Origin of the sequence: Candidatus Leptofilum sp. (assembly GCF_965223525.1) — a bacterium.
Classification (GTDB): domain Bacteria; phylum Chloroflexota; class Anaerolineae; order Promineifilales; family Promineifilaceae; genus Leptofilum.
Map to the genome: position 1 here is coordinate 632,643 of NZ_CBDCWX010000005.1, position 26,053 is coordinate 658,695.

Genomic DNA, 26,053 nt, shown 5'->3' on the forward strand with positions numbered 1-26,053 from the left:
TGTCAATTGTCTCTATCTGATGCTACACATCAAGTGACTCTTCAACCAAATGCGAACTTTCTACAGATGCACCGCCTGCTTTCTGGAACACAAGTTTGTCATCCACTTCATCAATGTGAACAACATCACCCGTCGCAAATTCACCTTTCAGCAGCTTCACCGAAAGCGGACTCTCGACAAAACGCTGCAAAGCGCGCCGCAACGGCCGTGCGCCGAAATCTTCATCAAAACCCTGCTTGGCTAGCCAGCGCTGGGCCGCTTCTGTGAGAATGATGGACAGACCACCCTGCTCAGATAAGCGCTCCTGCACCTCTTTCATTTGCAGCGTCACAATTTCTACCACATGTTCTTCGCTCAGTGGCTCAAAGATGATGATCTCGTCAATCCGGTTGATAAACTCTGGCCGGAACGTCTTCTTGAGCGCGTCCTCGATGCGCTTGTGGTCAGCCGCTTCGTCAGAGTCACGAGTACCCGTAAAGCCGAGCGCGCCGGAGCTTTTCACGAAGGAAGTGCCGACGTTGCTGGTCATCACAATCACAGCATTGCGGAAGTTTACCAGACGACCCTGACCATCGGTGAGACGGCCGTCATCCAGCAATTGCAGTAGCGCATTCCATACATCCGGGTGCGCCTTTTCAATTTCATCGAATAGGACGACGGAATACGGCCGTCTACGCACCTGCTCCGTCAACTGACCACCCTGATCGTAACCAACATACCCAGGAGGCGCACCAAATAGGCGGCTCACCGTATGCTGCTCGCGGTACTCACTCATATCTACACGAATCAGCGCATCCTCATCATCAAACAAGAACTCTGCCAGCGCTTTGGCCAACTCCGTTTTTCCCACACCAGAGCTACCCAAAAAGATAAAGGAACCAATCGGGCGGCGCGGGTCGGCCAGGCCAGAACGACTGCGGCGAATAGCGTCTGACAAAGCCACAATTGCTTTGTCTTGCCCCACAATACGCTCGTGAAGCCGCGCTTCCATATGCAGTAGTTTTTCTGCTTCCGTTTCCATCATTTGCGTCACCGGGATGCCCGTCCAAGACGCAACAACCCCAGCAATATCATCTTCAGTTACAACTTCGTCAAGCTCATTTTCTGACTGCCACTTTTCACGGGCGGTCGCAAACTCACCTTCCAAACGCAGACGCTCGGCGCGCACCGTTGCCGCCCGCTCATAATCACGGACAGTGTGAGCTTCTTCTTCAGCAGCAGTCAGCTTGTCAACTTCAATTTTTAACGTTTTCAGCTCCGCAGGCAGGGTGTGCAGCGCAACGCGCAGCTTGGCAGCGGCTTCATCCATCAAATCAATGGCCTTGTCCGGCAACCGCCGATCCATCACATACCGTTGAGACAATTTTACGGCCGCAATTAACGCATCATCGGCGTAAGTCACTTTGTGATGCTGTTCATATTGGCCACGCAAGCCACGCAACATCTCAATTGTGTCGTCCACCGACGGCTCATCTACAAACACTGGGGCAAACCGCCGCTCCAATGCGCTATCTTTTTCAATGTATTGACGGTACTCATCCAGCGTGGTGGCTCCCACGCATTGCAGTTCACCACGCGCCAGAGCTGGCTTTAGCATGTTGCTGGCATCCATTGCACCCTGTGCCGAACCCGCGCCCACAACTGTATGTAATTCATCAATGAAGAGGATAATTTCACCTTGGGCTCGCTGAATCTCCTCCATAGACGCTTTCAGGCGTTCTTCAAACTCGCCCCGGAAGCGGCTGCCTGCAATCATTGCACCCAAATCTAGCGAAACAACCTTTTTATTGAGCAAATTTTCTGGCACATCGCTCTTGTTAATTTTCTGCGCCAAACCCTCCACAATGGCGGTTTTACCTACGCCTGCCTCACCAATGAGTACGGGATTGTTTTTGGTGCGACGGCTCAATACTTGCACCACACGCAAAATCTCATCATCTCGCCCAATGACTGGGTCCAGCTTGCCTTCACGGGCTAGCTGGGTAAGGTCACGGCTGTATTTATCCAGGGTGCGGTAGCGGCTTTCTGCCTGTCGATCTGTTACCCGCTGACCGCCGCGTAGCTCTTGGATGCTGTTAAGTATGCGTTCGCGGGTTACACCAAACTCTTGCAAAATACGGGACGAGGGGGTATTACGCTCGCTTAAAATTGCCAAAAAGAGGTGCTCGGTAGAGATAAACTCATCTTTTAACCGGTTGGCTTCACCCTGAGCCAGTTCCAATACGGTGCGAATGCGGGGCGTGTAAAAAATTTGCCCCACGCCACCGCCATACACGGAGACTTTGGGGCTGTTGCGTAACTCTTCTTCCAAACGTTGCTGAATAGCAGGCCCGTCAATTTTCAGTTGCTCAAGTAGTTGGGGAACGGCTCCGTCATCCTGCTTCATAAGCGCGAGGAAAAGGTGTTCTGTATCCACCTGAGTGTGACCATACTCCTGAGTTAACTCATAAGCTCTGGCGGCCGCATCCTGGGCACGTTCCGTAAATCTGTCAAATCGCATGTTTATTTCCTTGTTTTCATTACCAGGCCGCGGATTGCGCGGATTGTCACAGATTTTTGTGGGTTTATCTGGATTGTTATGCACATTGCGGCAAATTACGGTCGTTACTTTACCCCTAAATAATTGGATTCACGTAAGAATCCAGGGTTGTTTCATTAACAAACCTTAAAGCACCCGAATGCCGTCTATTTCATCATAGCCGTCGCCCCATACTAGAATTTTGAATGGCGTCACCTCGATGAGTCGCCAATTGGTGCTGTCATCGTACCGAAAATCCCACTCATACTTATGGTAAAAGTAATCTGCCAAAACGTCCACGGTTTGATGATCGGCAACGTGGGCTTCACCTTCAATAATTAACACGTTGAGCGGATCAGGCAGTGAGAGCGTAACCGATTGGTTGCGGTACATATTGGTGAATTTTTGGGTGTCGCTGCCAGTGGCAAAGTAGAGCTTTTTATCGAGCCAAACAAACCAGACGGGCACCAGGTGGGGACGGCCGTCGAAGCGCACCGTAGCCAGCCAGATGTTCATCTCGCGCCCCAAACGTCCTTCAATTGCTCGCCAGCGGTCTGGATTTTGTCGTCTCACAGGGGAATTATACGGAAAAATGCGGTAAACGGTATTCGGTAATAAGTGTTCAGTGGCTGGTTTACTGTACGCGAAGCGACATTACTGAGCTACTGATAACTGATCACCGTCCCAAACGGCCGTTTCCACCTCAGCCTCAGCCAATCCCAACAACTGTTCAACTTGCTGGGCAAACGAGGCAGCTTTGCCAGTAGTGATGAAGCGTACGCTACCTACACTCGCGGCATCTGCCAGCAAATTGCGTTGGCGCAGCACTACGCTGGTTTGGCGGGCAATGGCCGGCGCAGGATCAATGATGGGAACGGCCGTGCCCACAATCTCTTTTACCACTGGCAACACGAACGGATAATGGGTGCAGCCCAACACAATTGTATCCACCCCCGCCGCCAGCATGGGAGCCAATGCCTGTTGCAAAATGTAGCACACCTCCGGGCCATCCAACCGTCCCGCCTCAATTTCAGACACCAAGCCAACGCACGGGTCTTCCCAAACCGAGATGCCTTGTGCGTATTGAGCTGTTAAACGAGCATATCGCTTGCTAGCAAAAGTGCCACTCGTTGCCAAGATACCGACCTTGCCGCTTTGCGTTTGCTCGGCAGCGGGCTTCACGGCTGGCTCCATGCCCACAAATGGCAAGGCAAACTGCTGGCGCAACAGGCTCAACGCCGCCGAAGCAGTGTTGCAAGCCACCACAATGAGCTTCACATTCAATTGCAGAAAAAATTGGGAAATCCCCTGGCTAAACTGGATGATTTCTGCGGCAGAGCGGGAACCGTAAGGCACATGCCCTTGATCAGCAAGATAAATCAACTGCTCTGCGGGCAGCAACGCCTGCAAATGACGCAGCACAGACAAGCCACCTACGCCAGAATCAAATACGCCGATCGGTTTCTGAGCCATTTGGGGTAATCGGTAAACGGTAATCAGTGCAACGCCGTTTACTGATTACTGACCTACTGGTAACTGATTACTGGTTGAGAAGCAGCTTCTACCAACCCTCGGAACAGCCCCAGCATGTGTGGTGCGTTGTGGATGATGTTTTCTGGATGCCACTGCACGCCCACGGCGTAGGGATGGTCTATCACTTCGACACCTTCAACGAGGCCATCGGGGGCAAAGGCCGTTGCCCGCAAATCATCTGCCAGACGGCGAATGCCCTGGTGGTGAAGGCTGTTTACGGCCGTTTCCGTGCCTCCCAACTGCCGCGCCAGCAGCGAATCTGGCTCAATGGTAACGTCATGGGCCAGATAGTTACGGGGATGGGTGTTCACAAATTCGTGGTGCATTGCCTGGGGCATGAGCAGCTCCACATCCTCCCAAAGCGTACCGCCCAAAGCCACATTTAGCACCTGCATTCCTCGGCAGATGGCCAAAAGCGGTTTTTGTTGGGAAATGGCCGTTCGCGCCACCGTTAATTCCACCCGATCCCGATCTTCATCAATGCCAGAGACAGTTGGGTGTCCGTTCCCTTGATACACGCTTGGCTTGATATCGCCACCACCAGGCAACAAAATCCCATCCATCTGCTGAATAATTTCACGCAAATCATCCGCACTCAATCCCAGCGGAATCATCACTGGCACGCCACCTGCGGCCACAATTGCATCCAGGTAAGCTGGCATCAATCCTAGCAGATCAATAGGCGGTGTTTGGTCAGAAATTTTGCGATAGGTGGTGCATCCAATGAGCGGTTTGCGGGTGATTACTGTCATGCGTTACTCCAAAATGTGGGATGAATAAATTGTTTTATCTGCCAGGATAGCTGCGCTGGCTGTCATTTCATATTAACCTGCCAAGCAAACCACAGAAGGTAACAAAAAAGGGTGAAAGCGACGTGGCTTTCACCCAGTTTTTGGTGCCAGATAAACTATCTGGGTTGGCGGCACCAGTTTAACCGTTCAGCAGCCGATCAAATAAAATGCAGACGGCCGTTGCCCGGTAAAGTATCTATCCTTAGAAAACCCGACGTTCACGCAGCCGCGCCGACTTACCGGTACGCTCGCGCAAAAAGTACAGATTTGACTGACGAACAACGGCATGACGATGCACATCAATTTTTTCAATACGGGGAGAGTTGAGCAAAAAGGTACGTTCCACGCCAATGCCATTGGAGGCGATGCGGCGCACCGTAAAGTTGCGATTATTCCCGTCGCGGCGCAGGCGAATAATAGTGCCACGCACAATCTGGGAACGCTCATTCCGCTCACCGACGTTAATACGCACGTGCACTGTTACATCATCGCCAACATGCAGTTCTGGCAAATCCTCTTTTAGTTGATCAAACGCTTTTAATAATAGATCAGACATTGTTCCATCTCCAGCGGCAAAATCCGCGCAATAATTCAAGTTTTAGGCAATGCTTGGGCTGTTTGCACACCCTATAGCATAAAGATAGCCCGCCAAGCGGGCCAGAGAGCAAAATATAACACGACAACCGCTGGTTAGCAAGAAATTTTCACAAATAACGTGCCGAAAATTGGCAACAAAAAAGCCCCAACAAATGGTTGGAGCTTTCTTTAAATCTGGTACGGCCGTTTCTTAGGCGGCTTTCTTCAGCACGGGCAGCCCGTTGCGGCTTTCGGATACCATGTATCCGTCCGGCACTGCGTCCAGGGCGCCGTCTTTAATTTCTTTGGCGAAGAAGTAGATTGTTTGGGTACGGCCGTTTTTCAACGTTGTGTCTTTGCGATGGAGATAGTAGGTGCGATCTTTTGAGTTTGTAAAACTAAATGCCATTTTTTCCTTCCTTATACAAATAGAATTTCTATGCTGAATGGTAAAAAGGGGTCAACATAGATTACTTCATACCTCTGTAACATTGCCACCAGAGGCAGCGGCTGAACATGTTAGAACAAATTTGCGTATTTGGCAAGGATTTGAACCTTAAAAACGGCCTTTTTTCTCCTGTAATCATCAAAATCTAAGGCAATTTCACCGCTTTGACGCCCCATTTGTTGACTGTTATACTTCACCGTTGCCATCCTAAAAGAAAGGACAACTGCAAAAATTTACAATTAACTCAGGAATATTTATGCGTTTATCACAAGCATTTGGCAAAACATTACGAGAAGCCCCGGCAGACGCCGAAATGATCAGCCATCAACTGCTGATCCGAGCTAATTTCGTACGGCCGTTAGGTGCCGGCATCTACACCTACATGCCCTTTGGCTACCGCGTTTTACGCAAAATCTGGAACATTCTGGCTGAAGAGATGGATGCTATCGGGGGCCAGGAAATGTGGATGCCCAACATCCACCCCGCCGCTACTTGGCAAGCCACTGGCCGTTGGGACACCGTAGACGTGCTCATGAAAGTAAAAGCTGGCGGCGGGCGCGAATACGCCCTCTCTGCCACGCATGAAGAGGTGGTCGTTGACCTGGCACTGCGCGAGATTGAAAGCTACCGCGACCTGCCCAAGCTGGTTTACCACATCAGCAAAAAGTTCCGCGATGAACCCCGCGCTCGTGGAGGCCTGATGCGGATGCGTGAATTCATCATGAAGGATGCTTACAGTCTGGACACCAGCGAAGAAGCCCTCGACGACTTTTATCCCAGGATGCTCCAAGCATATTACAACGTTTTTGAACGCGCTGGCACGCCAGCCGTGGCCATTAACGCCGATACAGGCGCAATGGGCGGCAAAACGTCCCACGAATTTGTGGTGCCCCACGAAGGCGGCGAAGACACTTATATCACCTCCGAAGACGGCAGCTACTCGGCCAATGTGGAAGCGGCCGAATTCATCCGTGAAGGTGAAAAACCCGCTGAACTGGCCCCGCTGACCAAGGTAGCCACCCCCAACTGCAAAACCATCGCTCAAGTGGCTGAATTTATTGGCGTGCCAACCAGCCAAACGCTAAAGGCAGTCTTTTATTGGTGGTCGCCAGCGGTGGGTCGTGAGGAAGACGGCCGTTTCATTTTTGGCCTGGTGCGCGGCGATTTAGATGTCAACGAAGTCAAAGTAGTCAACGCGTTGGGCGGCGGCGTCCTGCGCCCCGCCACCGATGAGGAAATTGTCGCTGCTGGCGCAACGCCTGGCTACGCCTCACCCATTGGCCTGGAAATTGCACCTGATTTGCAATCCCCCGGCGTTTACGTGCTGGCCGATCCTTCAATTGAAGCTGGGGGCAACTTTGTGGTGGGGGCCAACGAGGACGAAGCCCATTTTACCGGAGCCAACTACCCCCGCGATCATGCCATCAGCCAAATGGCCGACATTGCCCAGGCAGACACGGGGCACAAAGCGCCCAACGGCAGCCGTCTGGTGGCTCGCCGCTGCATCGAAGCGGGGCACTGCTTTAAGCTAGGCACGCGCTACAGCAAGGCCACCAACGCCACCTACCTGGACGAAAACGGCAAGCCCCAGCTCATCTTCATGGGCTCCTACGGCATCGGCCTGGATCGGCTGATGGCGACCATCGTAGAACTGCATCACGACGATTACGGCATCATCTGGCCCGACAGCGTGGCTCCTTACCAAATTCATCTGCTGCACCTGGGCAAGGGCAACGATGTACGCGAAGCGGCCAACAAACTGTACACCGACCTCACCCGCGCGGGCTACGACGTGCTGTACGACGACCGGGAGGGGAGCGCAGGCGTCAAGTTCAACGACGCGGACTTAATTGGCATCCCCTGGCGCATCGCCGTGGGCGGACGTGGCCTGAAAGAAGGCAAGGTTGAGGTTAAGCGCCGCAGCGAAAAGGATCGGATGGATGTGCCGCTGGATGGGTTATTGGCGTTTTTGCAGGAAAATATTTGAGATTAGGGAGTGGAGACTTGAGGTTGGGACGGCCGTTTTCCTGAGGAAAGCGGTTAGCTTATGCTATAATTAACCTATGCAGAAATTAAAAATGGAGCGTAGAGGTCGGCTTCAAGACTTGGATCGTTCATTCGATTATTTGTTTTGGCAAAGCCAATCGTCCCAAGCTAGATTTGATGCTACTTGGGAATTGATTGTTCACGCTTACAGGGTAAAAGGTCACGATGTTCGTCAACAACGACTTCAGCGATCTGTTGAATCTTTTCAAAACCAACAACGTTAAATACATGGTCATTGGCGGATACGCTGTTGTTCAGTATACCGAACCCCGCTTTACCAAAGATTTAGATCTCTGGATCAGCACCCACCCAGAAAATGCAGACGCTGTCTTCAACGCCTTAAAAGAATTTGGTGCGCCCCTCGAAGGCATGTCCCCTAAAGATTTCTCAGAAGAAGGTTATTTCTACCAAATGGGTGTCCCACCCGTGCGGGTAGATATTTTAATGGGTATCCCTGGCGTTCAGTTTGATGAAGCATGGGAGCGCAGGGTAGAAGTTCAATTCGACGATGTTTCGGTCACAATTATTTCCAGAGAAGACCTCATTCGTGCCAAACGAGCCGCAGGGCGACCACAAGATTTGCTTGATGCTGACTCACTTGAAAAATCTTCTGATCAAGAGTAAATGCTGGTAAACGGCCGTTTTTCATTTCAGGAGCAAAATGCAAAATGCCTAAACAGGTGCTGGCTATTTGTGGCTCAATGCAGTTTATTGATGAAATGGAAGCGGTTGCCGCCGAGCTAATCGCTTCTGGCTGGACAGTTCACACACCCCAGCGAGCAGAAGCTGACTTTCGCTGGGATAGTTTAACGGCGCAAGAGCGTCTTCAGGTTAAAAAAGCATACATTGATGATCATTTGGAGAAGATTCGGCAGGCAACGGCCGTTCTCATTGCCAACTATCCCAAAAACGGTATCAACGGCTACATCGGAGCCAATTCGTTAATGGAAGCTGCCTTTGCCTACGCGCTGGGGCTGCCCGTCTATTTTCTCTTTCCCATCGGCGAACAAAGTTGCCAGTTAGAGGCTGAAAGTATTGCGAGTGGGGTATGGAACGGCCGTATCCCCAAATGAGGTAATCTTTCTTTTTATGACAAAGGAGCGAAGAAACCAAGAAATAAAGGTTTTCTTTGTTCCTTCCGTCTTTCGTGCCTTCATATAAAATTCATGCCCAAAATTAGTCATTTTTCCTGCTATAATACCCGCCAATTCTCACTAAAAACTGAACCAAATTGTGGAGGGCGCGATGATGAGCAGACAACCGTGGCATGCAGTGGCAACCAATCTGGTAGATGTGGCAATGGGACGGCAACCTGCCGATCTTGTGATCAATAACGGCCGTTGGGTCAACGTCCACAGCGGCGAAATCATTCCAAATACAGATGTGGCGATGAAAGACGGCCGTATCGCCTTCGTAGGCGAGGATGCCAGCCACACTGTTGGGGAAGGGACTGAGATTATTGAGGCGAACGGCCGTTACCTCATCCCCGGCCTGTGCGACGCCCACATGCACGTCGAGAGCGGCATGGTTACTGTCACTGAGTTTGCCCGCGCCGTCATCCCTCACGGCACCACCAGCATGTTCATCGACCCCCACGAAATCGCCAACGTTCTCGGTCTGCCCGGTGTCAAGCTGATGCACGACGAAGCCCAAACGCTACCCGTCAACGTTTATGTGCAGATGCCCAGCTGCGTCCCCAGTGCCCCCGGCCTGGAAACGCCCGGCGCATCCATCGGCCCGGCTGAAGTGGCCGAGGCGATGCAGTGGCCCGGCACCATCGGCCTGGGCGAGATGATGAACTTCCCCGGTGTCTTCATGGGCGATGGCAAGATGCACGCCGAGATGGCTGAAACCATGAAGGCGGGCAAGACGATCGGCGGGCATTATGCCTCGCTTGACCTTGGCCTCCCCTTCCACGGCTACGTAGCGGGTGGCCCAGCCGATGACCACGAAGGCACGCGCGTCGAGGATGCCATCGCTCGCGTGCGGCAAGGCATGAAAGCGATGCTGCGCCTCGGCTCCGCCTGGTATGACGTCGCCAGCCAAGTGAAAGCGATCACGGAGCAGGGTCTGGACAACCGCAGCTTCATCCTCTGCACCGACGACAGCCACTCCGGCACGCTCGTCCACGATGGCCACATGAACCGCGTCGTGCGCCACGCCATCGCCCAAGGGCTCAAACCGATCACGGCTATCCAAATGGCCACGCTTAACACTGCCGAACATTTCGGCGTGGAAAAAGATGTCGGTTCGATCACCCCCGGTCGCTATGCCGACATCATTCTTAGCAGCGATTTGGTGAGCCTGCCCATTGAGTTGGTGATTGCCAATGGGGAGGTTTTGGCGGAAGACGGCCGTCTCACTACCGATCTCCCTGCCTACACCTACCCCGACTTTGCCAAAGGCACTGTGAAGCTAGGCAAACAGCTCACCGCCGAATCATTTGATATTCACGCCCCAACAAACCAAAAAAGTGCCAAAGTTCGCACCATTGGGGTCGTGGAAAACCAAGCCCCCACCCGTGCCGAGGAGCGCGTTTTGCCCATCGAAGATGGCTTGGTGCAGCTAGACACCCGCATTGACGTAGCCCAAATTGCCCTCGTCGAGCGGCATCGCGGTACGGGCGGCGTGGTCAACGGCTTTGTCACTGGTTTTGGCTTTGATGCCCGCTGCGCCGTTGCCAGCACCGTCGCCCACGATAGCCACCACATGATTGTGGTGGGAACCAGCAAAAGCAACATGGCGCTGGCCGCCAATCGGCTGGGCGAAATGGGGGGCGGCGTGGTCGTCTTCAAGGATGATGCCGAAATCGCCCTGGTGGAGCTGCCAATTGCTGGGTTGATGTCTAACGAGCGGGCGGAAGTTGTAGCCGAAAAAGCAGCCCGCATGGTGGCAGCCATGGCCGAATGCGGCTGCACGCTCAACAACGCCTACATGCAGCTTAGTCTTCTGGCCCTCGTCGTCATCCCCGACCTACGCATCTCCGATTTGGGGCTGGTGGACGTAAACAAATTTGAGATTGTACCGCTTTTTGTGGGGTGAAAATATACGAAAAACGTCGGATGGTGACTTGGAAAGATTTCAGGAGGGTTTGAATGGCGGACAAAATTCATTGTGACTTACTAGAGATATATGGACCTGATTGGGTAAATATCCAGCCCAGTCAGATCGAGTGTCTTGTTAGAAATATTCATCAAATGGATGAACTTTTAGGAACCGAACCAGAATTGTATGGCTTTGTTGGAACCCAAAGAATAGGTAGCATAATCGGTGGTTACTTTGCTATACAATATGAAGAAGATGAATGGCATTATGATAAGAAAAAACGGCTAGATATTCGCCGCAGTACGCCGTTCGCCAGGCTGTTTTTTATCGTGTTCGCCAACTCAGGAAAATTGCTTTTACAAAACACGAAGTTTGTCAATAATCCTGCTTTGAACATGACTATAGCCTCTCGTTTATTTCGTAATGCACTTGATGCAGTATTGGCTAAATGTAATCTTCGCACGACAATTGATTTATATAATGCTCCAAGCAAATATGAACATAGTGATTTTTTAAATGCATTTAGAGATAGTTCAAGGGTCATAAAATTGCGGGTAACAAACCTAAATGCAGATCACGTACCAACCAATCTAGACTACTACAATCCGCAAAGAGAAAAGAACTCTATAATTCGCGAGAGTCACAAACATGATTACTCTCATTTGAAAAAAGTTGATCTTGAAGCAGATTCAGATGGGGATTTAAGGGAAACCCATTTGGCGAAAGACTTAATTCACGCCAGTCAACCTCAATCAATGACCTATGTTATCGATCTGGAAGAATACATCATGCGCCGAGAAATTACCCATAAATTTGAGTTCTATGTAGACATGAATGCCAAAGTGTTACCAGAACGAGAGTTAGAAGAAATCATAAACAAGTTAAGAAAAGAACAGGCCATATTTTTGGATACACCAACCTCGACCCAAGCAAAAAGTGGTCAAATGAGCTTATTTGAAAGTCAGAAGTTGGAGGGGAAAGAAGGTCAAAGTGACGACTAGAAATTCAAATCAGATTCAAAGCATTTGCCGAAAGCTCCTGAATAATGAATATAGCCCTGTTGCCTTGCAGCTCAGTTCAATAGACGAGTTTCAGAGATTTTATTCAACATTTGTAAACCTAACGAAGAACATTCCAAATGTGGCTTTCGTTAATTTGGAAACTATTGTTAAAGCACAATTCTCAGATATTTCCCCTCAACACTTCGATATTTTGACAGACAAACCTCTGTCAGAAAAAGATTTTTCATTTGCTGAGAAAAAAACTTGGTATGGAGCAAATAGCAATCTTCAAGGTTTTGGACAGTTTTTAGTTTCAGAAATTAGAGAAAATTGGCAAAAAATTGCCCCTATCTTCCTTTTAAGTTTCCTCCTTCTGGCTCTCGCAAACTCTGATACTCTTTATGACATTGTGGCAACTCTTTTGATTCAAAGTGGCACAGTCTTTTTGAGCGTGTTTCTGATTTTTACTGTTTCACAAAGCCATATTTTGCATAGGGATAAATCGCTTTTTCAGTCTGGGATTCTGCAGAAATACTATAGTGATGATCGTAATGTTATATTGATGGGGATTTTGACAATCGCATTAACCTTTTTTAGTCAAATGTTGATTGAAAACATATCCAACTTTACATCATCGACCAATATTGATTGGGTTATTATTTTTGGAAGATTGTTAAAAGGGTTATCTGCAAGTTTAGTAATTTCTCTTCTTTTCAATACATTTTTCATTGTTGCAAATTACTATCTTGACAGAACAAGAGATGTTCTTGAAAGAGATTTAGCCTCAGAATTGCTTCATGAAGATTATCAGCGATTTTCTAAAACAACATGAAAGCTGGCCATATTTAAGTATGAGTTACTTACATCCTCATTCCTTTTAGAAGGCATTTCACTCATTTTGCTGCTGGCCGGAGAACGGCCGTTCTCCGGCATCTTGTAAAAAATCGACCAGAAGAGAACTGCATGATAAATCAATCCATTTTTGACAACAAGAAATTAGTGCAAGAAAAAGTCGCCCAGGCCACCCAAATCCTCAACGAGCTGGATGTGGATTTGTGGCTCACCTTTGTGCGCGAAACCACCCTCTCGCCCGACCCCACGCTGGAACTGATCGCCGATGTGGATGTGACCTGGGAGTCTGCCTTCATCCTCTGCCGGGACGGAGCGCACGTATCCATTGTGGGACGATTTGACCGGGAAAATGTGGAACAGTTGGGCGTTTACCCGCAAATCATCAGCTATGACCAGGGCATCGCCAAACATCTGCGAAGCGTGCTGGCGGAGAAAAATCCGCGCACCATCGCCCTCAACTACTCCGAAAATGACGTGGCCGCCGATGGCCTGAGCCACGGCCTCTTTCTGAGCCTGCAAAGCTATCTGGCCGACACGCTGTATGCCAATCGGTCCATCTCGGCGGAAAAGCTCATCGCTGCGCTGCGGGGGCGGAAAAGTCCTGAGGAGATTGCGCGGATAAGAACGGCCGTCCTCACCACAGAAGCCCTCTTTGATGAAGTAGAACAGTTTGCCAAACCGGGCATGACCCAGCGCCAAATTGCTGAATTTGTACGCGGCCGTATTGACGAGATGGGTCTGGGCTATGCCTGGCCCAAGCCATTCAACCCCATCGTCACCTGCGGACCAGACTCGCCCGTGGGCCACGCCGCCGCCGGGGATGTGGTGCTAGAAAAAGGACACACGCTGCACCTTGATTTGGGCATCAAGCAAAATGATTATTGCTCCGACATTCAGCGGATGTGGTACGTGCTGGACGATGGCGAAACAGAAGCCCCGGCCGACGTGCAGCGTGCCTTCAACGTGGTGTACGGGGCCATCAAGGCGGGCGAATCTATGCTCACTCCCGGCACCCCCGGCTGGCAGGTAGATGAAGCCGCCCGCGACTTCATCGTGGACAATGGCTACCCAGAATATATGCACGCCTTTGGCCACCTGCTGGGCCGCGTAGCCCACGATGGGGCCACTGTGTTGGGGCCACGCTGGGAGCGGTACGCAGGCATCTGCGAACTGCCGGTGGAGGTAGGCAACATCTTCACGCTGGAACTACACGTCAAGGTTCCCAACCGAGGCATTATGAGCCTGGAGGAGGACGTCTTGGTTACTGAATACGGTGTCGAGTACCTCAGCAATGCCCAAACTGCCCTGAGGTACATCAAAAGCTAAAATTGTGTCTTCTTTCGATACTATTTTTCTCTTGGAAAATCCAATTGTTTGGATATGTGTAGGTAGCTTTTTTCTGCTTGGATTACTCAGTTCTATTGCTTGGTTTTGGCAGGTCACCTTAAGCAGACTTGGTCTAAGAAAGCATAAGGATGATCCTACTGCATTGATTAGGGAAGAAGTTGCAATACAAACTGGATTGGAAAGAAAAACTTCTTTCCGGTATCCAGACCCTTTGGCTGTTTGGGGCTATCACAGAAACCGATTAGTCGGAATTTATACAGCTTATAAGAGGTTTGGCAAAAAGATTATAATGTACGAAATTGAAGTTAACAATCCAAATCAGATAAAAATATTATTTCGTTCTGGTTTGATTACATCTGCATTTGCCAAATCATCAAGCCGGGATGATTCTCAGATAGAGGATGAAGAATTTGCCTTTTTTGACCACTTCAAGATAAGTGGCAAATCTGCTCGCCTAGCGCCTCTTTTTGTAGAAAATGAACATATCAGGAATGGCCTTATCCAGTTAACCAAACGCACCGGAGGAATAAAGCTTTCTATTTGCAGAAACCGAATCGTGTGCCATGAGACAGGCTTTCGATCGATGTCAAGAGTAGCTGATGAAGTAACCATTGCCTGTTTGATTTTTGAGATTCTCACAGAAATGGCAAGCCTTGTTGATTCATTTCTACCTGAAACAATCTAATGGCTGTTTGGACTTCTGATGATACTGCTGTTATTCGCTACATTGCGCGCTCTGATGGGAGCGTGGCTATGGCTATTCCGGCCATTGTCATTCGTGATGACGATTTGCTAGCCACCTACGTACCTGCGGGAACCCGGTTTATGGACAATTGGGTGGTGACAGAGGATGAGCGGGTAACGGCCGTTTCCACCATAAAACCGTCAGCACGCCGCCAACATCAAGAACGAATTTGGCATACAAACACAATCCGGCTTTATTTGCCAGGCAAAGCGTTCTCCGTCTGGCTCTTTTTTGCAGAGAATGGGCAACTTTCTGCCTGGTATGGCAACCTGGAAGCCCCGTTCGTGCGGACGCCTTTGGGAATTGATACACGCGATCACGGACTAGATGTAGTGGCCAGCCCTGACGGTTCTTGGCGCTGGAAAGATGAAGCGGAGTTTGCCTGGCGTTTGGAACTTGGGATTGATTCAGTGGCGCATCAAACGGCCGTGCGTGCCGCTAGTGAAGAATTTATTCATCGTTTACAAAATCGATCCTTTCCATTCGATCAGGGCTGGGAAAGTTGGCAACCCCCAGACGAGTGGCAGCCGCGCCAACTTCCTCTGAATTGGGCTGCCGATTTTGGCACTGATGCCACCCTCTCCTAGCACCCAGTGCCTGCACTTACTCGTGCCGTAATGCCGCCACCGGGTCTAACCGAGCAGCGCGGGCGGCAGGATATAAACCGGCCACAATGCCGATAAAGGTGGCAAAGGCCATCGCGCCGACGGCTAACCACCACGGCACGACAGAAAGCTGACCAATCCCCGTAATTCCCTCAGCAATAAGAAAACGGTGACCAATCCAATCCACCAATCGCCCCAGCAGCGTGCCAAAAATGAGGCCAAAGAAGCCCCCCAGCAGCCCTAGCATAGCCGCTTCCACGGTAAACAAGGCGCGAATTTCTCGCGCCGACGCACCCAACGCCTTCAGCACGCCAATCTCGCGGGTGCGTTCATAGATGGCCATCATCATCGTGTTGGCAACACCGAGGGCGGCGACCAGCAGCGCCAACCCGCCGACAGAACCCAGCAGTGCCTGCATCAGCCCCAACACCTGGTTGGCCACATTCAGGATTGCTTCCAATGATTGCGTTTCCAGGTCTAGCTCTTCGATTTGGGAGGATACGGCCGTAATCGCCCCCAAATCCGTCGTCTGCACAATCAAGCCATCATACCCGTCCGTCTGCAAAATATCTGGCTCGTTGAACCACCAGGCCAGAATGGCTTCCCGCTCTGCCAAACCTAGCTCAATGATGCTGCCGCCAAAGCCGTCGCGCACACCGACGATCTGGCTAGGGAACGATTCCGTTTCGCCACGCGGCAGTTGCACTGTCAACAAAATTTCCTCGCCAATTAGGTTGTCGTATGATTCGCCCTCTGCCAACAGCGAATCGGCCAGGCCATTCACCAGCACCGTTCCCTCAGAAACGCGAGTATCCAAAAAAGAGCCAGCCAGTGGTTCTGGCTCGGTACCAAAGCTGAACTCTGGCTCATTGCCATCGGTCACACGAATGGGCAGGGAAGTGTCGCCGTAAGTCAGGGCAATATCAATGCTGAAAGGCAGCCTTAGCTCTGGCGTCACGCTGACAACATCGGGGATTTGCTCAATTTGCGCCACCATTTCCGGCGTGATGGGCGTTTGTGGTTCTGGTTCGGCAAAGGGATCGAAGGCGTCTGGCTCGTCGTAGATGGGGCGGACAAAGAGGTTTTCCAGGCCAATGCTCTCAAAATTGCGCTGCACTTCGCGCTGGACACCTACGCCAAAAGAGACCATTGCCACCAACGTGACAATGCCAATGAGGACGCCGCCAGCGGTAAGGACGTTACGCACCGGGCGGCGACGCAAATTGCTCAACGCCTGGCGAATGATGTCGCTCATTTGCAACCCGCCGGATTTTACCCCCTCCCTAGCCCTCCCCCTGACAGGGGGAGGGGACATTGGCTCCCTCTCCCTTAATGGAGAGGGCTGGGGTGAGGGTGGGTTGTCCGCCTTAACTTCCTCAACAATGTCGCCGTCGCGGAGCTTGACGATGCGGTCGGCGTAGGCAGCCACGTCTTCATCGTGGGTAACGACGATGAGGGTGATGCCCTGCTCGCGGTTGAGTTCTTGTAGCAGCGCCATCACTTCTTCACCCGTTTTGGTGTCGAGGTTGCCCGTCGGTTCATCGGCGAGGATGAGGCTGGGGTTGTGGATGAGGGCGCGGGCTACGGCCGTTCGCTGTTGTTCGCCTCCCGAAAGTTCAGTTGGATAATGGCTCAGACGATGCCCCAAACCAACCTTTTCCAGCAAATTTTTGGCGCGTGCTTCCCGCTCGGCCACGCCAACGCCAGAAAGCATCAGGGGGATAGCCACATTCTCCAGGGCGGTAAGGCGGGGCAGCAGGTTGAAGCTCTGGAAGATAAAGCCAATGCGCTGGCGGCGGTGCAGCGTGCGATCCGCTTCGGTGGCACTGTGCAAAGCCGTGCCGTTGAGCCACAGTTCGCCCGCCGTGGCGCGGTCTAGCCCGCCCAGCAGGTTCAGCAAGGTAGATTTACCCGACCCGGAGGGGCCAACAAGCGCTACAAATTCGCCCGGTTCAATTGAAAGATCAACGCCGCGCAGTGCTTGCACATCCATGCCGCCGCGCTCAAAGTGGCGGGTGAGGTTTGTTAGTTTGATTGGGTCTGTCATGGGGATCGGTTATCGGTAATCAGTAATCGGTCTGGCAGCAACCAAACTGATTACCGATTACCGTTTACGGATTACTGTAAGGACTCTGCGATGGCTAACGCTTCTTCCCCTGTCAGATCGCCGCCAATCCAGTATTGGATGTCGCCTTCGGACCAGTTGAGCAGCGTGCGGCCGTTTGCCGCATCGGTGTACAGCGTTCCGGTGACGCCGCGTACGGTGACACTTTCGCCGCCTTCATCGGGGGTTAGGTTTACGTCGGTGCGACCTTGGGCAATGGTGAAGGAACGGCCGTTTGGCAAACCATATCGCTCTACAATAGCCCCACCCACATTGGTGGTTTCGCGCAGCGTGGCTTCGTTTGGCAAGCTGGTGGGAGCCAGCAGGTCAAAATCTGGTTCAACGGCAGCAGCCTCTTCAAGCTCATCGTAATCTGGCAATTCCAGATCGGCCGCATCAATTACCGTTGCGCCTTCAGGAATGGTGAAGGTGAAAACAGCGTCGTCAATGCCTTGGTTGATTTCCAGGAAGGTGGCGCGAGCCACGCCGGAACCAAGCGCCCCGCCAACATACTCGATGCCCACAGGCGCACTGTCGCCGTCGCGCAGCCAGACGTTGAGCAGCCCACCCGCCGCCCGCACCTCTTCAGGCATTTGCTCCGGGATGGGGATGAGGCGAACGGTGTTGACATCCGTGTTGCCAATTACGTCAGAGCCTGCCCGCTCGGCGGTGAAATATTCCAGCAGCTTGGCAACGGCTTCTTCCGGGGTTTCAGGGATGTCGGCTTCATCAAATTCGCTTTCATACTCGTCCAGGTCGTGATCAAACTCATGGCCCGCAAATTCCTCCGCGCCAGCCATCTCTTCGGCAAGTCGAGCATACATTTCTTCAAACTGGCCTGTCAGCACCACGTTTTCGGTGGGGTTCCACAGCCAAAACTGCGTGCCGTCGCTCACGGCAATGGTGCCAATTAGCTCTGCTTCGTTGGCCGTTAGCACCTCAACACGGAAGGCAGGTTCGCCGTTGGGGCCAGCGTTCAGGCGACCCCACGCTTCTACCGTGCCGCTCATCGCCTGCTCTGGTATATCTACCGACAGTTCTACAATGGCATGGCCATCGGTGATGGTTTGGCTGGTTTCTAGTGACTGCACCAGCAAATCTTCGGCTGTAGGAATGACAAACGCGCCAATGGCAACGGCCGTAACTGCCAGCACCACCAGAGCCAGTAAAATACTCAACAATCGTCTACGTTTTTGCATAAGGTTAACTCCCGAATAAGGTCATGGTTTTTGCTTAATCATCACACTAAACACCATGATTGCTTTGATTGTGACATGGAATACGGCCGTTGTGACTCTGGTTACGGCCGTTCTCATCCACCACTCAGAAAAATCTACAGATTGACTAACTGTATGATGGTTGCCTTTGCTTAATGCCTGCGCCACAATTGCGGCAACATTACTTGGGAGAATTTCAATATGGACGTTTTAGACAGTATTAACCAACATCGCTCCATCCGTGCCTACAAACCAGACCCAGTGCCTGACGACCTGCTCAACGAAATTCTAGCCGCTGGCATTCGCGCCTCGTCATCGGGCAATATGCAAACGTACTCGATTATTGTTACCCGTGACCGAGCCTTGCGGGAACGATTGTACAAGCCGCACATGGAGCAAAATATGGTACTGGATGCGCCCGTCCTGCTCACCTTTTGCGCCGATTTTCATCGGATGCGTCGCTGGCTCAAGCTGAACGATGCCCCCGACAACTTTGACAACTTCATGAGCTTCATGATTGCCACCATTGATGCTGTGCTGGTGTCGCAAAATGTGGCGCTGGCGGCCGAGGCGCGGGGCTTGGGCATTTGCTATATGGGCAGTACATTGGCGAACTGTGACCAAATTGGCGAGATTCTGCAGGTGCCGCCCAACGTGGTGCCCGTGGCGGGCTTCTCGCTGGGTTATCCGGCGGAAGACCCAGCCCCGCGTGACCGTCTGCCGCTGGACGGGCTGGTTCATCGGGAAACGTATCGCGCCGACAACGATGCAGACATTGCCCGAATTTATGCCGAACGGAACGTCAAAGGGTGGGAACGGTACATGACTTTTCCGCGCTTGCGCCAACTGGTGGAAGAATCGGGCGTAGAAAATTTGGCACAGATTTATACGGCCGTTAAATACACAAAAGCGTCGCACCAGGAATTTTCGCAGCGAGTGTTAGACTACCTGCAAACCCAATCGTTTATGAACAACGGGTGACTTAATTTTTTCGGACACGGATGGAACGAACAAGGCGGATTTTTTTGTGCAAGAAGAAGAATTAGCTATTTGGCAGGAAATTGAAAAAACGGCCGTGTCTGCCGGACTCGATCCCACAAAATTCACAGACACCCACCGTGAAATCGTCGCCCAGATTGTCACTTTTTTGCAGACGCCACAAGCACCACCACCTGAACAGAAGCCAGCTAGCTGGGTCAAATGGTTGCCGCTGGGCAAAAATGGGAATGGAAAACGGCCGTCTGCACCACCGCCGACGCCCCTTATCATTTGTGGCGAACCGGGCACGGGCAAAACCACCTTCCTCAACGTGCTAGACGTGGTGCTGCGCCAGGTCTTCGAGCTACCAGACAACATTCAGCCGGTAATGAACAAGGGGAAGCATGAATATTTTGTGACCAAGCGACTGCTAAACGGCCGTCCCATCAGCCTGCTCTCTGTAAAAAAGTGGGATGATTTGCTCCATTTTTATACCTGGAGCCGCGAGACGCACGGGCTGGTTGAGGCAGACCGCACCCGGTTTGTGCAGGAAACCTTGCTGCCCATGCGAATCATTTTTGCCGATGAGGTGGAGATGACTGGCTACTCGCCGACGCTGCCCATTTTGGCGCAGCATGGCTTATTGGTGATCGGCACATCGAACCAAAGCCGCTTTGCCCAGCTTGAGGAGCGGCAAGTGCCACCCTACATCTACACGTTTGCGGGCATTGATTTGCGGGCGGGCAGCCCTGCCGATGCAGTGGTGCAGCCAGATGACCCGGCCTGGATCATTTTTGACCAGCTACAGGCGTCGCCCGTTGCCCAGTATGAGCAGCTTGCGTACCAAATGCAGAAAATGGGGGATGTGCTGTTTGTTCGGCTGGATTTTGATACGGCCGTTCGCGCCCCGCTGCTAGAAAATGAGTGGGCTAACTTTTTACAAACGTTGCCCCGCCAACCAGACATGCCGCTCATCTTCTTGCTAGATGATTTTTCGCTACAGAGTTTACGTACCGATTACAACGCCATCATCCGCTTTGTGTCGCTGTTTGATCTGATTGAGCAGCAGGGGATTGGCGTACTGGTACGCAACCGGGTTAATCAGGCAGAGCTATCCCGCGAGGCACTCAGCCATATGAAGGTTACGATCCATGCGGCGCGTAGCGTACCCGAGGCGATTAAGGTGAAAACGGCCGTTGGCATTGATCGCGCCACCTCTCGCATCGGCCAAGCAGGGCATAAAGCGCATCAATATTTGCCTACTTAAGAATAGAGAAATGTTCCTCAAAGTATTGCGTATTTCATAAAGTGACAAAACCACAACCACAATCTCACGCAAAGGCGCAAAGGCGCAAAGGCGCAAAGACGCGAAGAAAGAAACTTTGTACCTTTGCGTCTTTGCGTGATCGATCTTTCTACTCTTTTAGAGCCGCCCAATCCGACGGCACATTGCCCCACACAATTTGCTTCGCGCCTACAAATTTGGCTAAAGAGGTAATGGCTCGGCCAATTTCGCGTACCGTCTTTTTGAATTTTGGCGCATTTGGTTCTGCATAGACATTGTGGATGTGCAGCGTGTTACTTTTGCGATCCATTTTGGGGTCAATACGGCCGATGAGCTTGTCGCCGTAGAGGATGGGCAGGACGTAGTAGCCATACTCCCGTTTGGCGGCTGGCACGTAAATCTCAATGCGAAAGTAAAAGTCCCACAGCGCTTCGGTGCGGTCGCGGTCACAGATGAGGTTGTCGAAAGGGGAAAGCAGGGTGGTGCGGGGTTGCCAATCGCCATTTTGAATTTGGCGCAGCAGGGGAAGGTCTTCGGCGTGGAGGTAGTAGTCGTCAGAGAGGCCATCCACGGTTGCCGGGATCAAGATTTCTTCTTGGACGAGCTGTTTGAGTACGGCCGTTAATCCCGGATACATTCCTCGCGTGTAATGCACTTTAATTTGCTTGGCCGTGGCTGCACCCAGTGCCCGGATTGCCTTTTGGGCGGCAAAGCGGCACGTCTGTTCGTCTGTCCACATCTCTTGCGGTGTTCCCGCTGGTAGCCATTCTGGCAGCAAGCCCCACCGCCGCTGGTTGCCCACCCGCTCGGTCACCGTGATTGCCCCGTTTGTCCACAAATAGTCGAGGATGAAGCCCACGAAACGGCCGCTTGACCAGTTCGACTCGTAGCGCAAATCGTCCCCAGTTTCTATGTCCCGCGAAAACAGAGGTCCTTCCTGCTGTAGTCTGTTGAGAATGTGGTCTTTAAGTTCAATGAGTCCCGCATGTTTATCGAACCATTTTTGGTATTTCGCCGCGCGGCGCGGGCTTTCCCGTCGTTGGCGCATTCCCCAGCTAAACAGTGGGTACTCTTCCGTGAGAACCATTGAAGCAGCGTGTGCCCAATACTCAAACAGGGCTTTCTCTTCCCAGCGTAGCCGCTCTAGCTCAGCCTCGTCAAAGTTGCCCAGGCGGCTCCACAGCACCAGCAGATGGGTGCGCTCCACGGCGCGAATGGGGTCTAGCTGCACGCAGCCCAAATCACGGATCACGTCTAGCTTAGCGGGTGGCTTTTGCTTGGTGAGGTGTTGGCGCGTGATGGCCAATCGGCGCAAATCTTGGCGGGTGAGGGTGAGTTGGGTAGTCATTGGTTTCTCCTGATTTTCACCGCGAAGAACGCGGAGGACGCTGAGAAAAAAGAGTAGTGGATTATACGCGGCGAAGTGTTTTGGAACAAACGTTCGTAGGGAAAAGCGAAGCACGAATCATCACGAATCGGACGAATTTCACAAATATTTTGAATATTCATTCGAGACATTGGTCTATTCGTGCCATTCGTGTTTGAAAAATGGAACCGATTGGCGCAAACGGTGTATTGTAGGTAGATGGCACGTTCTGGAACGAGTGAAATCGCCACCACAGAGGCAAATTTGATTCGGCAAGCTCAGCAAGGGGAGACGGCCGCTTGGGAAACGTTGGTACGCCAACACCAAGAGGCTGTGTTCCGGCTGGCCTATTTGCTGCTGCGTGATGCCCATGAGGCGGAAGATGTGGCGCAGGAAGCATTTGTGCGGGCGTTTGTGGCACTGGATAAGTTTGATGGAGAACGGCCGTTCAAACCGTGGCTGCTGCAAATTACTCGGAATCTGGCCAAAAACAGGCTCCGTAGCCTCTCCCGCTACTGGGCAATGATAAAGCAGTATTGGCAGCAGGAACCTGTCCCTGAGCCAGATTCAATGACTCAGGATGAATCGGTTCAGCTTTGGCAGGCAGTGCAGCGGCTGCGCCCCAACGCGCAGGAAGTGATTTACCTGCGCTACTTTTTAGAGATGTCTGAACAGGAAACGGCCGTTGCGCTCAACATCCCCGCCGGAACCGTGAAATCGCGCCTGCACCGGGCGTTAAAGCAGTTGAAGGTTGTGATTGAGGCGGATTTTGTGGAGTTGAGAGAGGTAATTGGGTAATTGATGGACGGGATAAATAGTTCTTACGAAAAGCAGATTGCGGAGTGGGCGGCGGGGTTTGATTATCCGCCAACGCCGAACATTGCCGGGAAGATACGGCCGTTGCTCACTGCATCGCCTAAAAAGCCGATTCAGACGACCCGCCGATTGGCTTGGGCATTGGCGTTGCTGCTGCTGGCTGCCAGTTTGCTGGCCGTGCCCAGCGTCCGTGCCGCGCTAGTGCAGATTTTGCGGGCGGGTGGCATCATCATTTTTGTGGGCGAGGAAGCGGCTGTGGATGAGATTCCGCCGCTGCTGAGCGAGCAGCTCCCCGCCTTTACGGAACCGATTGCGCTGGCAGATGCTGTGACACGGTTCCCAAATTTGCAACTGCCCACTGAGCTGCCGCCCCCAGATGATGTGTTGCTGCACGAGGAGCCGGTGTGGGATACGGCCGTTATCTTCCTTTGGCGAGGCGCGGCAGACCCACAACAAATTGGGCTGAGCCTCTACCAAATTCAGGTGCCGGATTATGCCTATAAAGGCAGCGAGATGCTGGAAATGACGGCCGTAAATGGCAACCAGGCATTTTGGCTGGTCGGTTCACATTATTTCCGCTTGCAAGATAGTGCGCTGGCGGCTGGCGCGGTTGAAGAATGGCTGTTTGTGGAAGGCAGCGTACTCATTTGGTGGGAGGATGACGTAACTTACCGCTTAGAGGGAGCAATGTCGCTGGAAGATGCTTTGCGAATCGCTGAATCGTTGGAAGAAATTGAGCAATAAATGGTAGCCGCAGATTCTTTCTGCGTCACCAAAACGCGGAAAGAATCCGCGGCTACATGAAGGAGTATCGTAATGCGTAAGAAATTGGTATTGATGGTTGGATTGGTTTTGCTGATTGGTGTGTTTGCTTGGCCTGGTTTGGCGCGGGCTGGTGGCTGGGCAACGTTGACGCTGTCTGAATTGCCAACAGAGGTGGTGGCGGAACGGCCGTTCACCATTGAGTTTCTACTATTACAACACGGCCAAACGCCGCTGTTTGGTGGGGATCTTTTTACGCAGGTAACGGCCGTTCATACAGTAAGTGGCGAACAAATCACAGTTGAGGCGCAGGCAGCCAAGAATGCGGGTTATTATGAAGCAACGATAACGTTTCCCCGAGCAGGAGAATGGCAGTGGGAGATTGAGGCGTTTACGGCCGTTTACCCCATGCCCTCGCTGATGGTGAATGAGGCGGCTGCGGCTGCGAGTGATATTGTTGGAGGAGAAACATCGGTGGCTTGGCAGCTTGTCGTTGGCTGGACGGCTGCACTGGGTACAGGGCTGCTCTTTGTCTTATGGGCACGACAAAAAAGCCGACCTCGTTTGGTGGTGGCCGTCCTGTTAGGCATTGTTAGTTTGGTTAGTTTTGGGCTGTATTGGCAAATGCCAGCGGCCGTTCAGGCCGAAACTAAGAATGCAATCGTGCCAGCCATCGCGCCGGAAGCAGTGGGCGAAGCGTTGTTTGTGGCCAAAGGGTGCATTCAATGCCACACGAATGAAAACGTAACAATGGCTGACAATATACTCCAAATTGGGCCAGACCTCTCCTTTGTTAAACGGCCGCCCGAATATGTGGCACTCTGGCTGGCCAATCCCGATGACTTAAAAACTGGCACCCTGATGCCAAACCTGCACTTGAGCGAAGCAGAAATTGATACGCTTGTCACCTTTTTACAGCAAGATTGATTTATTGCGTATTTCATAAAGTGGTAAAGTCACAACCAAAATTTCACGCCAAGGCGCAAAGACGCGAAGGAAGAAAAAAAAGTTTGCGCCTTTGCGTGATCGATCTTTTTACGCTCATGACGCACATTTTGCGCTGGTACGGTGTATTGCGTAGCCAGAGTGAGTTGACGGAATATGCAATATGACATACGGAGATGGCGAAAAACTAAGGACGCTACCCAGATGACACAGATAAAAAAAATCTGCGAAATCTGCGTGAATCTGTGGATGCTATAATTCTTCTGGCCAGTCGGCGTGGGGGCGTTGCTTCCGACAAATTTCCAGCAGTTTATCCAGCCTGCCGTGCCGCTCGCAGTAGAGGATGATTTCCTGCGCCAATTCTGATTTGGTGGCGTTGGGCAGCTCGTCTTGGTCAATGCCCAAGTCGGCGCAGAGGATTTTTAGCTCAGATTTGTTGAAGTAGCGCACCATCAGCTCGCGCAGGCGGATGCGGTTTTGCAGCAAGATTTCGGCCTGGCTTTCCTGGAGAACGGCCGTATAAAATTCAGCCACCGCCAGCTTCCGCGTCGAGATATTGTTGCGCTGCTCCATGCCCATTTCGGCCAGGGTGCGCTTATGCCCGTTGGGAATGAAGATGGTGTCCCAGCCAAAAATCTGATGGCCGCGTGACTTGGCGGCAATAGTTCCCTTGAGGGTGCCGGCATAAACGTGAACACGGCCGTCTGGGGCATGGTAGGCAAGTTTGGTAACGGCCGTGGCAGCCCGATCATCAAATGGTTCTAGCATCTTACAAATGCCCGCCGCGCCGACACCATTCATAAACAACCCTGCCACATTGCCCGGTAAATTACCCCAAGCGTGAATAATCAGATTGGTTTGCTCAACCAAAAAGGGTAAATGCGGCAACATTGGCTTAATTGATTCCACTTTGCGCCGAATGAGAATGTCTAAATCGGTTGTGACGACATCCTCAATGTTAAAGCGAAACCAGAACAGGTCAGCAAACTTGCCCAGTAAAAATTGGTAATCGTTAAATTTGTTTTGTGAAGCGGTGACAAAGTAAAGGCGGTCAATGCGATTTTTGGTCATGG

24 protein-coding genes are annotated in these 26,053 nt (G+C 51.9%); 14 read left to right on the top strand and 10 right to left on the bottom strand.

Annotated elements, in window-relative coordinates; genetic code table 11:
• Window positions 1–22: 22 nt before the first annotated feature.
• From ACOQPM_RS08215 to ACOQPM_RS08240, 6 genes are all read right to left on the bottom strand, one after another.
• On the bottom strand, window positions 23–2,500 hold the full coding sequence (locus ACOQPM_RS08215) for an ATP-dependent Clp protease ATP-binding subunit (RefSeq protein WP_420628763.1): 2,478 nt from the start codon (window positions 2,498–2,500) through the stop codon (window positions 23–25).
• A gap of 165 nt (window positions 2,501–2,665) precedes the next feature.
• A complete protein-coding gene (locus ACOQPM_RS08220) occupies window positions 2,666–3,091 on the bottom strand; it encodes a pyridoxamine 5'-phosphate oxidase family protein (RefSeq protein WP_420628764.1) in 426 nt (141 codons plus the stop codon).
• Between the two features lie 81 nt (window positions 3,092–3,172).
• The gene (murI, locus tag ACOQPM_RS08225) at window positions 3,173–3,991 is read right to left on the bottom strand and encodes a glutamate racemase (RefSeq protein ID WP_420628765.1); all 819 of its coding nucleotides are present in this window, start codon (window positions 3,989–3,991) and stop codon (window positions 3,173–3,175) included.
• 53 nt (window positions 3,992–4,044) lie between these two features.
• Window positions 4,045–4,803 carry a gamma-glutamyl-gamma-aminobutyrate hydrolase family protein gene (locus tag ACOQPM_RS08230; RefSeq protein ID WP_420628766.1) on the bottom strand — a complete coding sequence of 253 codons (759 nt, stop codon included), beginning with the start codon at window positions 4,801–4,803 and terminating at the stop codon, window positions 4,045–4,047.
• 241 nt (window positions 4,804–5,044) lie between these two features.
• Window positions 5,045–5,398, bottom strand: a complete 354-nt coding sequence (gene rplS, locus ACOQPM_RS08235) for a 50S ribosomal protein L19 (RefSeq protein ID WP_420628767.1) — start codon at window positions 5,396–5,398, stop codon at window positions 5,045–5,047.
• Window positions 5,399–5,629: 231 nt separating this feature from the next.
• Window positions 5,630–5,827: a hypothetical protein gene (locus ACOQPM_RS08240; RefSeq protein WP_420628768.1), complete on the bottom strand. Its 198-nt coding sequence runs from the start codon at window positions 5,825–5,827 to the stop codon at window positions 5,630–5,632.
• 295 nt (window positions 5,828–6,122) lie between these two features.
• On the opposite strand from ACOQPM_RS08240, the gene ACOQPM_RS08245 reads away from it, so the two are divergent.
• The 9 genes from ACOQPM_RS08245 (at window position 6,123) to ACOQPM_RS08285 (ending at window position 15,489) form a co-directional block, all read left to right on the top strand.
• Window positions 6,123–7,853, top strand: a complete 1,731-nt coding sequence (locus tag ACOQPM_RS08245; protein WP_420628769.1) for a proline--tRNA ligase — start codon at window positions 6,123–6,125, stop codon at window positions 7,851–7,853.
• A 224-nt stretch (window positions 7,854–8,077) separates the two neighbouring features.
• Window positions 8,078–8,536, top strand: coding sequence for a nucleotidyltransferase (locus ACOQPM_RS08250; RefSeq protein ID WP_420628770.1), 459 nt, complete (start codon window positions 8,078–8,080; stop codon window positions 8,534–8,536).
• 44 nt (window positions 8,537–8,580) lie between these two features.
• Window positions 8,581–8,985 (top strand): hypothetical protein, encoded by a 405-nt coding sequence (locus ACOQPM_RS08255; protein WP_420628771.1) that lies wholly within the window; start codon window positions 8,581–8,583, stop codon window positions 8,983–8,985.
• 172 nt (window positions 8,986–9,157) lie between these two features.
• Entirely contained in the window at window positions 9,158–10,954 is a 1,797-nt protein-coding gene (gene ade, locus ACOQPM_RS08260; protein WP_420628772.1) for an adenine deaminase, read from the top strand.
• A gap of 53 nt (window positions 10,955–11,007) precedes the next feature.
• Complete coding sequence (locus ACOQPM_RS08265; RefSeq protein ID WP_420628773.1) at window positions 11,008–11,958, top strand: hypothetical protein; 951 nt, start codon at window positions 11,008–11,010, stop codon at window positions 11,956–11,958.
• Entirely contained in the window at window positions 11,948–12,790 is an 843-nt protein-coding gene (locus tag ACOQPM_RS08270) for a hypothetical protein (protein WP_420628774.1), read from the top strand. The genes ACOQPM_RS08265 and ACOQPM_RS08270 overlap by 11 nt, the downstream gene beginning before the upstream one ends.
• 131 nt (window positions 12,791–12,921) lie before the next feature.
• Window positions 12,922–14,136 carry a M24 family metallopeptidase gene (locus ACOQPM_RS08275; protein ID WP_420628775.1) on the top strand — a complete coding sequence of 405 codons (1,215 nt, stop codon included), beginning with the start codon at window positions 12,922–12,924 and terminating at the stop codon, window positions 14,134–14,136.
• Between the two features lie 4 nt (window positions 14,137–14,140).
• On the top strand, window positions 14,141–14,842 hold the full coding sequence (locus ACOQPM_RS08280) for a hypothetical protein (protein ID WP_420628776.1): 702 nt from the start codon (window positions 14,141–14,143) through the stop codon (window positions 14,840–14,842).
• The gene (locus ACOQPM_RS08285; protein ID WP_420628777.1) at window positions 14,842–15,489 is read left to right on the top strand and encodes a DUF402 domain-containing protein; all 648 of its coding nucleotides are present in this window, start codon (window positions 14,842–14,844) and stop codon (window positions 15,487–15,489) included. The genes ACOQPM_RS08280 and ACOQPM_RS08285 overlap by 1 nt, the downstream gene beginning before the upstream one ends.
• A 16-nt stretch (window positions 15,490–15,505) precedes the next feature.
• On the opposite strand, the gene ACOQPM_RS08290 is transcribed toward ACOQPM_RS08285, so the two are convergent.
• Together ACOQPM_RS08290 and ACOQPM_RS08295 are read right to left on the bottom strand one after the other, a co-directional pair.
• On the bottom strand, window positions 15,506–17,554 hold the full coding sequence (locus tag ACOQPM_RS08290; protein ID WP_420628778.1) for an ATP-binding cassette domain-containing protein: 2,049 nt from the start codon (window positions 17,552–17,554) through the stop codon (window positions 15,506–15,508).
• 71 nt (window positions 17,555–17,625) lie between these two features.
• Window positions 17,626–18,810: a DUF4367 domain-containing protein gene (locus ACOQPM_RS08295; protein WP_420628779.1), complete on the bottom strand. Its 1,185-nt coding sequence runs from the start codon at window positions 18,808–18,810 to the stop codon at window positions 17,626–17,628.
• A 219-nt stretch (window positions 18,811–19,029) separates the two neighbouring features.
• Between ACOQPM_RS08295 and ACOQPM_RS08300 the strand changes: the two genes are divergently transcribed.
• Both ACOQPM_RS08300 and ACOQPM_RS08305 read left to right on the top strand, forming a co-directional pair.
• Window positions 19,030–19,809: a nitroreductase family protein gene (locus ACOQPM_RS08300; RefSeq protein ID WP_420628780.1), complete on the top strand. Its 780-nt coding sequence runs from the start codon at window positions 19,030–19,032 to the stop codon at window positions 19,807–19,809.
• 46 nt (window positions 19,810–19,855) lie between these two features.
• Window positions 19,856–21,073, top strand: a complete 1,218-nt coding sequence (locus ACOQPM_RS08305; protein ID WP_420628781.1) for a hypothetical protein — start codon at window positions 19,856–19,858, stop codon at window positions 21,071–21,073.
• Window positions 21,074–21,221: 148 nt separating this feature from the next.
• Here the strand turns inward: ACOQPM_RS08305 and ACOQPM_RS08310 are convergent, their stop codons facing one another.
• The gene (locus ACOQPM_RS08310; protein ID WP_420628782.1) at window positions 21,222–22,439 is read right to left on the bottom strand and encodes a winged helix-turn-helix domain-containing protein; all 1,218 of its coding nucleotides are present in this window, start codon (window positions 22,437–22,439) and stop codon (window positions 21,222–21,224) included.
• A gap of 237 nt (window positions 22,440–22,676) precedes the next feature.
• On the opposite strand from ACOQPM_RS08310, the gene ACOQPM_RS08315 reads away from it, so the two are divergent.
• The 3 genes from ACOQPM_RS08315 (at window position 22,677) to ACOQPM_RS08325 (ending at window position 24,962) form a co-directional block, all read left to right on the top strand.
• On the top strand, window positions 22,677–23,255 hold the full coding sequence (locus ACOQPM_RS08315) for an RNA polymerase sigma factor (protein ID WP_420628783.1): 579 nt from the start codon (window positions 22,677–22,679) through the stop codon (window positions 23,253–23,255).
• A 3-nt stretch (window positions 23,256–23,258) separates the two neighbouring features.
• The gene (locus ACOQPM_RS08320; protein ID WP_420628784.1) at window positions 23,259–24,017 is read left to right on the top strand and encodes a hypothetical protein; all 759 of its coding nucleotides are present in this window, start codon (window positions 23,259–23,261) and stop codon (window positions 24,015–24,017) included.
• Window positions 24,018–24,089: 72 nt separating this feature from the next.
• The gene (locus tag ACOQPM_RS08325) at window positions 24,090–24,962 is read left to right on the top strand and encodes a c-type cytochrome (RefSeq protein WP_420628785.1); all 873 of its coding nucleotides are present in this window, start codon (window positions 24,090–24,092) and stop codon (window positions 24,960–24,962) included.
• Window positions 24,963–25,232: 270 nt separating this feature from the next.
• Here the strand turns inward: ACOQPM_RS08325 and ACOQPM_RS08330 are convergent, their stop codons facing one another.
• On the bottom strand, window positions 25,233–26,051 hold the full coding sequence (locus tag ACOQPM_RS08330; protein ID WP_420628786.1) for a non-canonical purine NTP pyrophosphatase: 819 nt from the start codon (window positions 26,049–26,051) through the stop codon (window positions 25,233–25,235).
• Window positions 26,052–26,053: the final 2 nt, after the last annotated feature.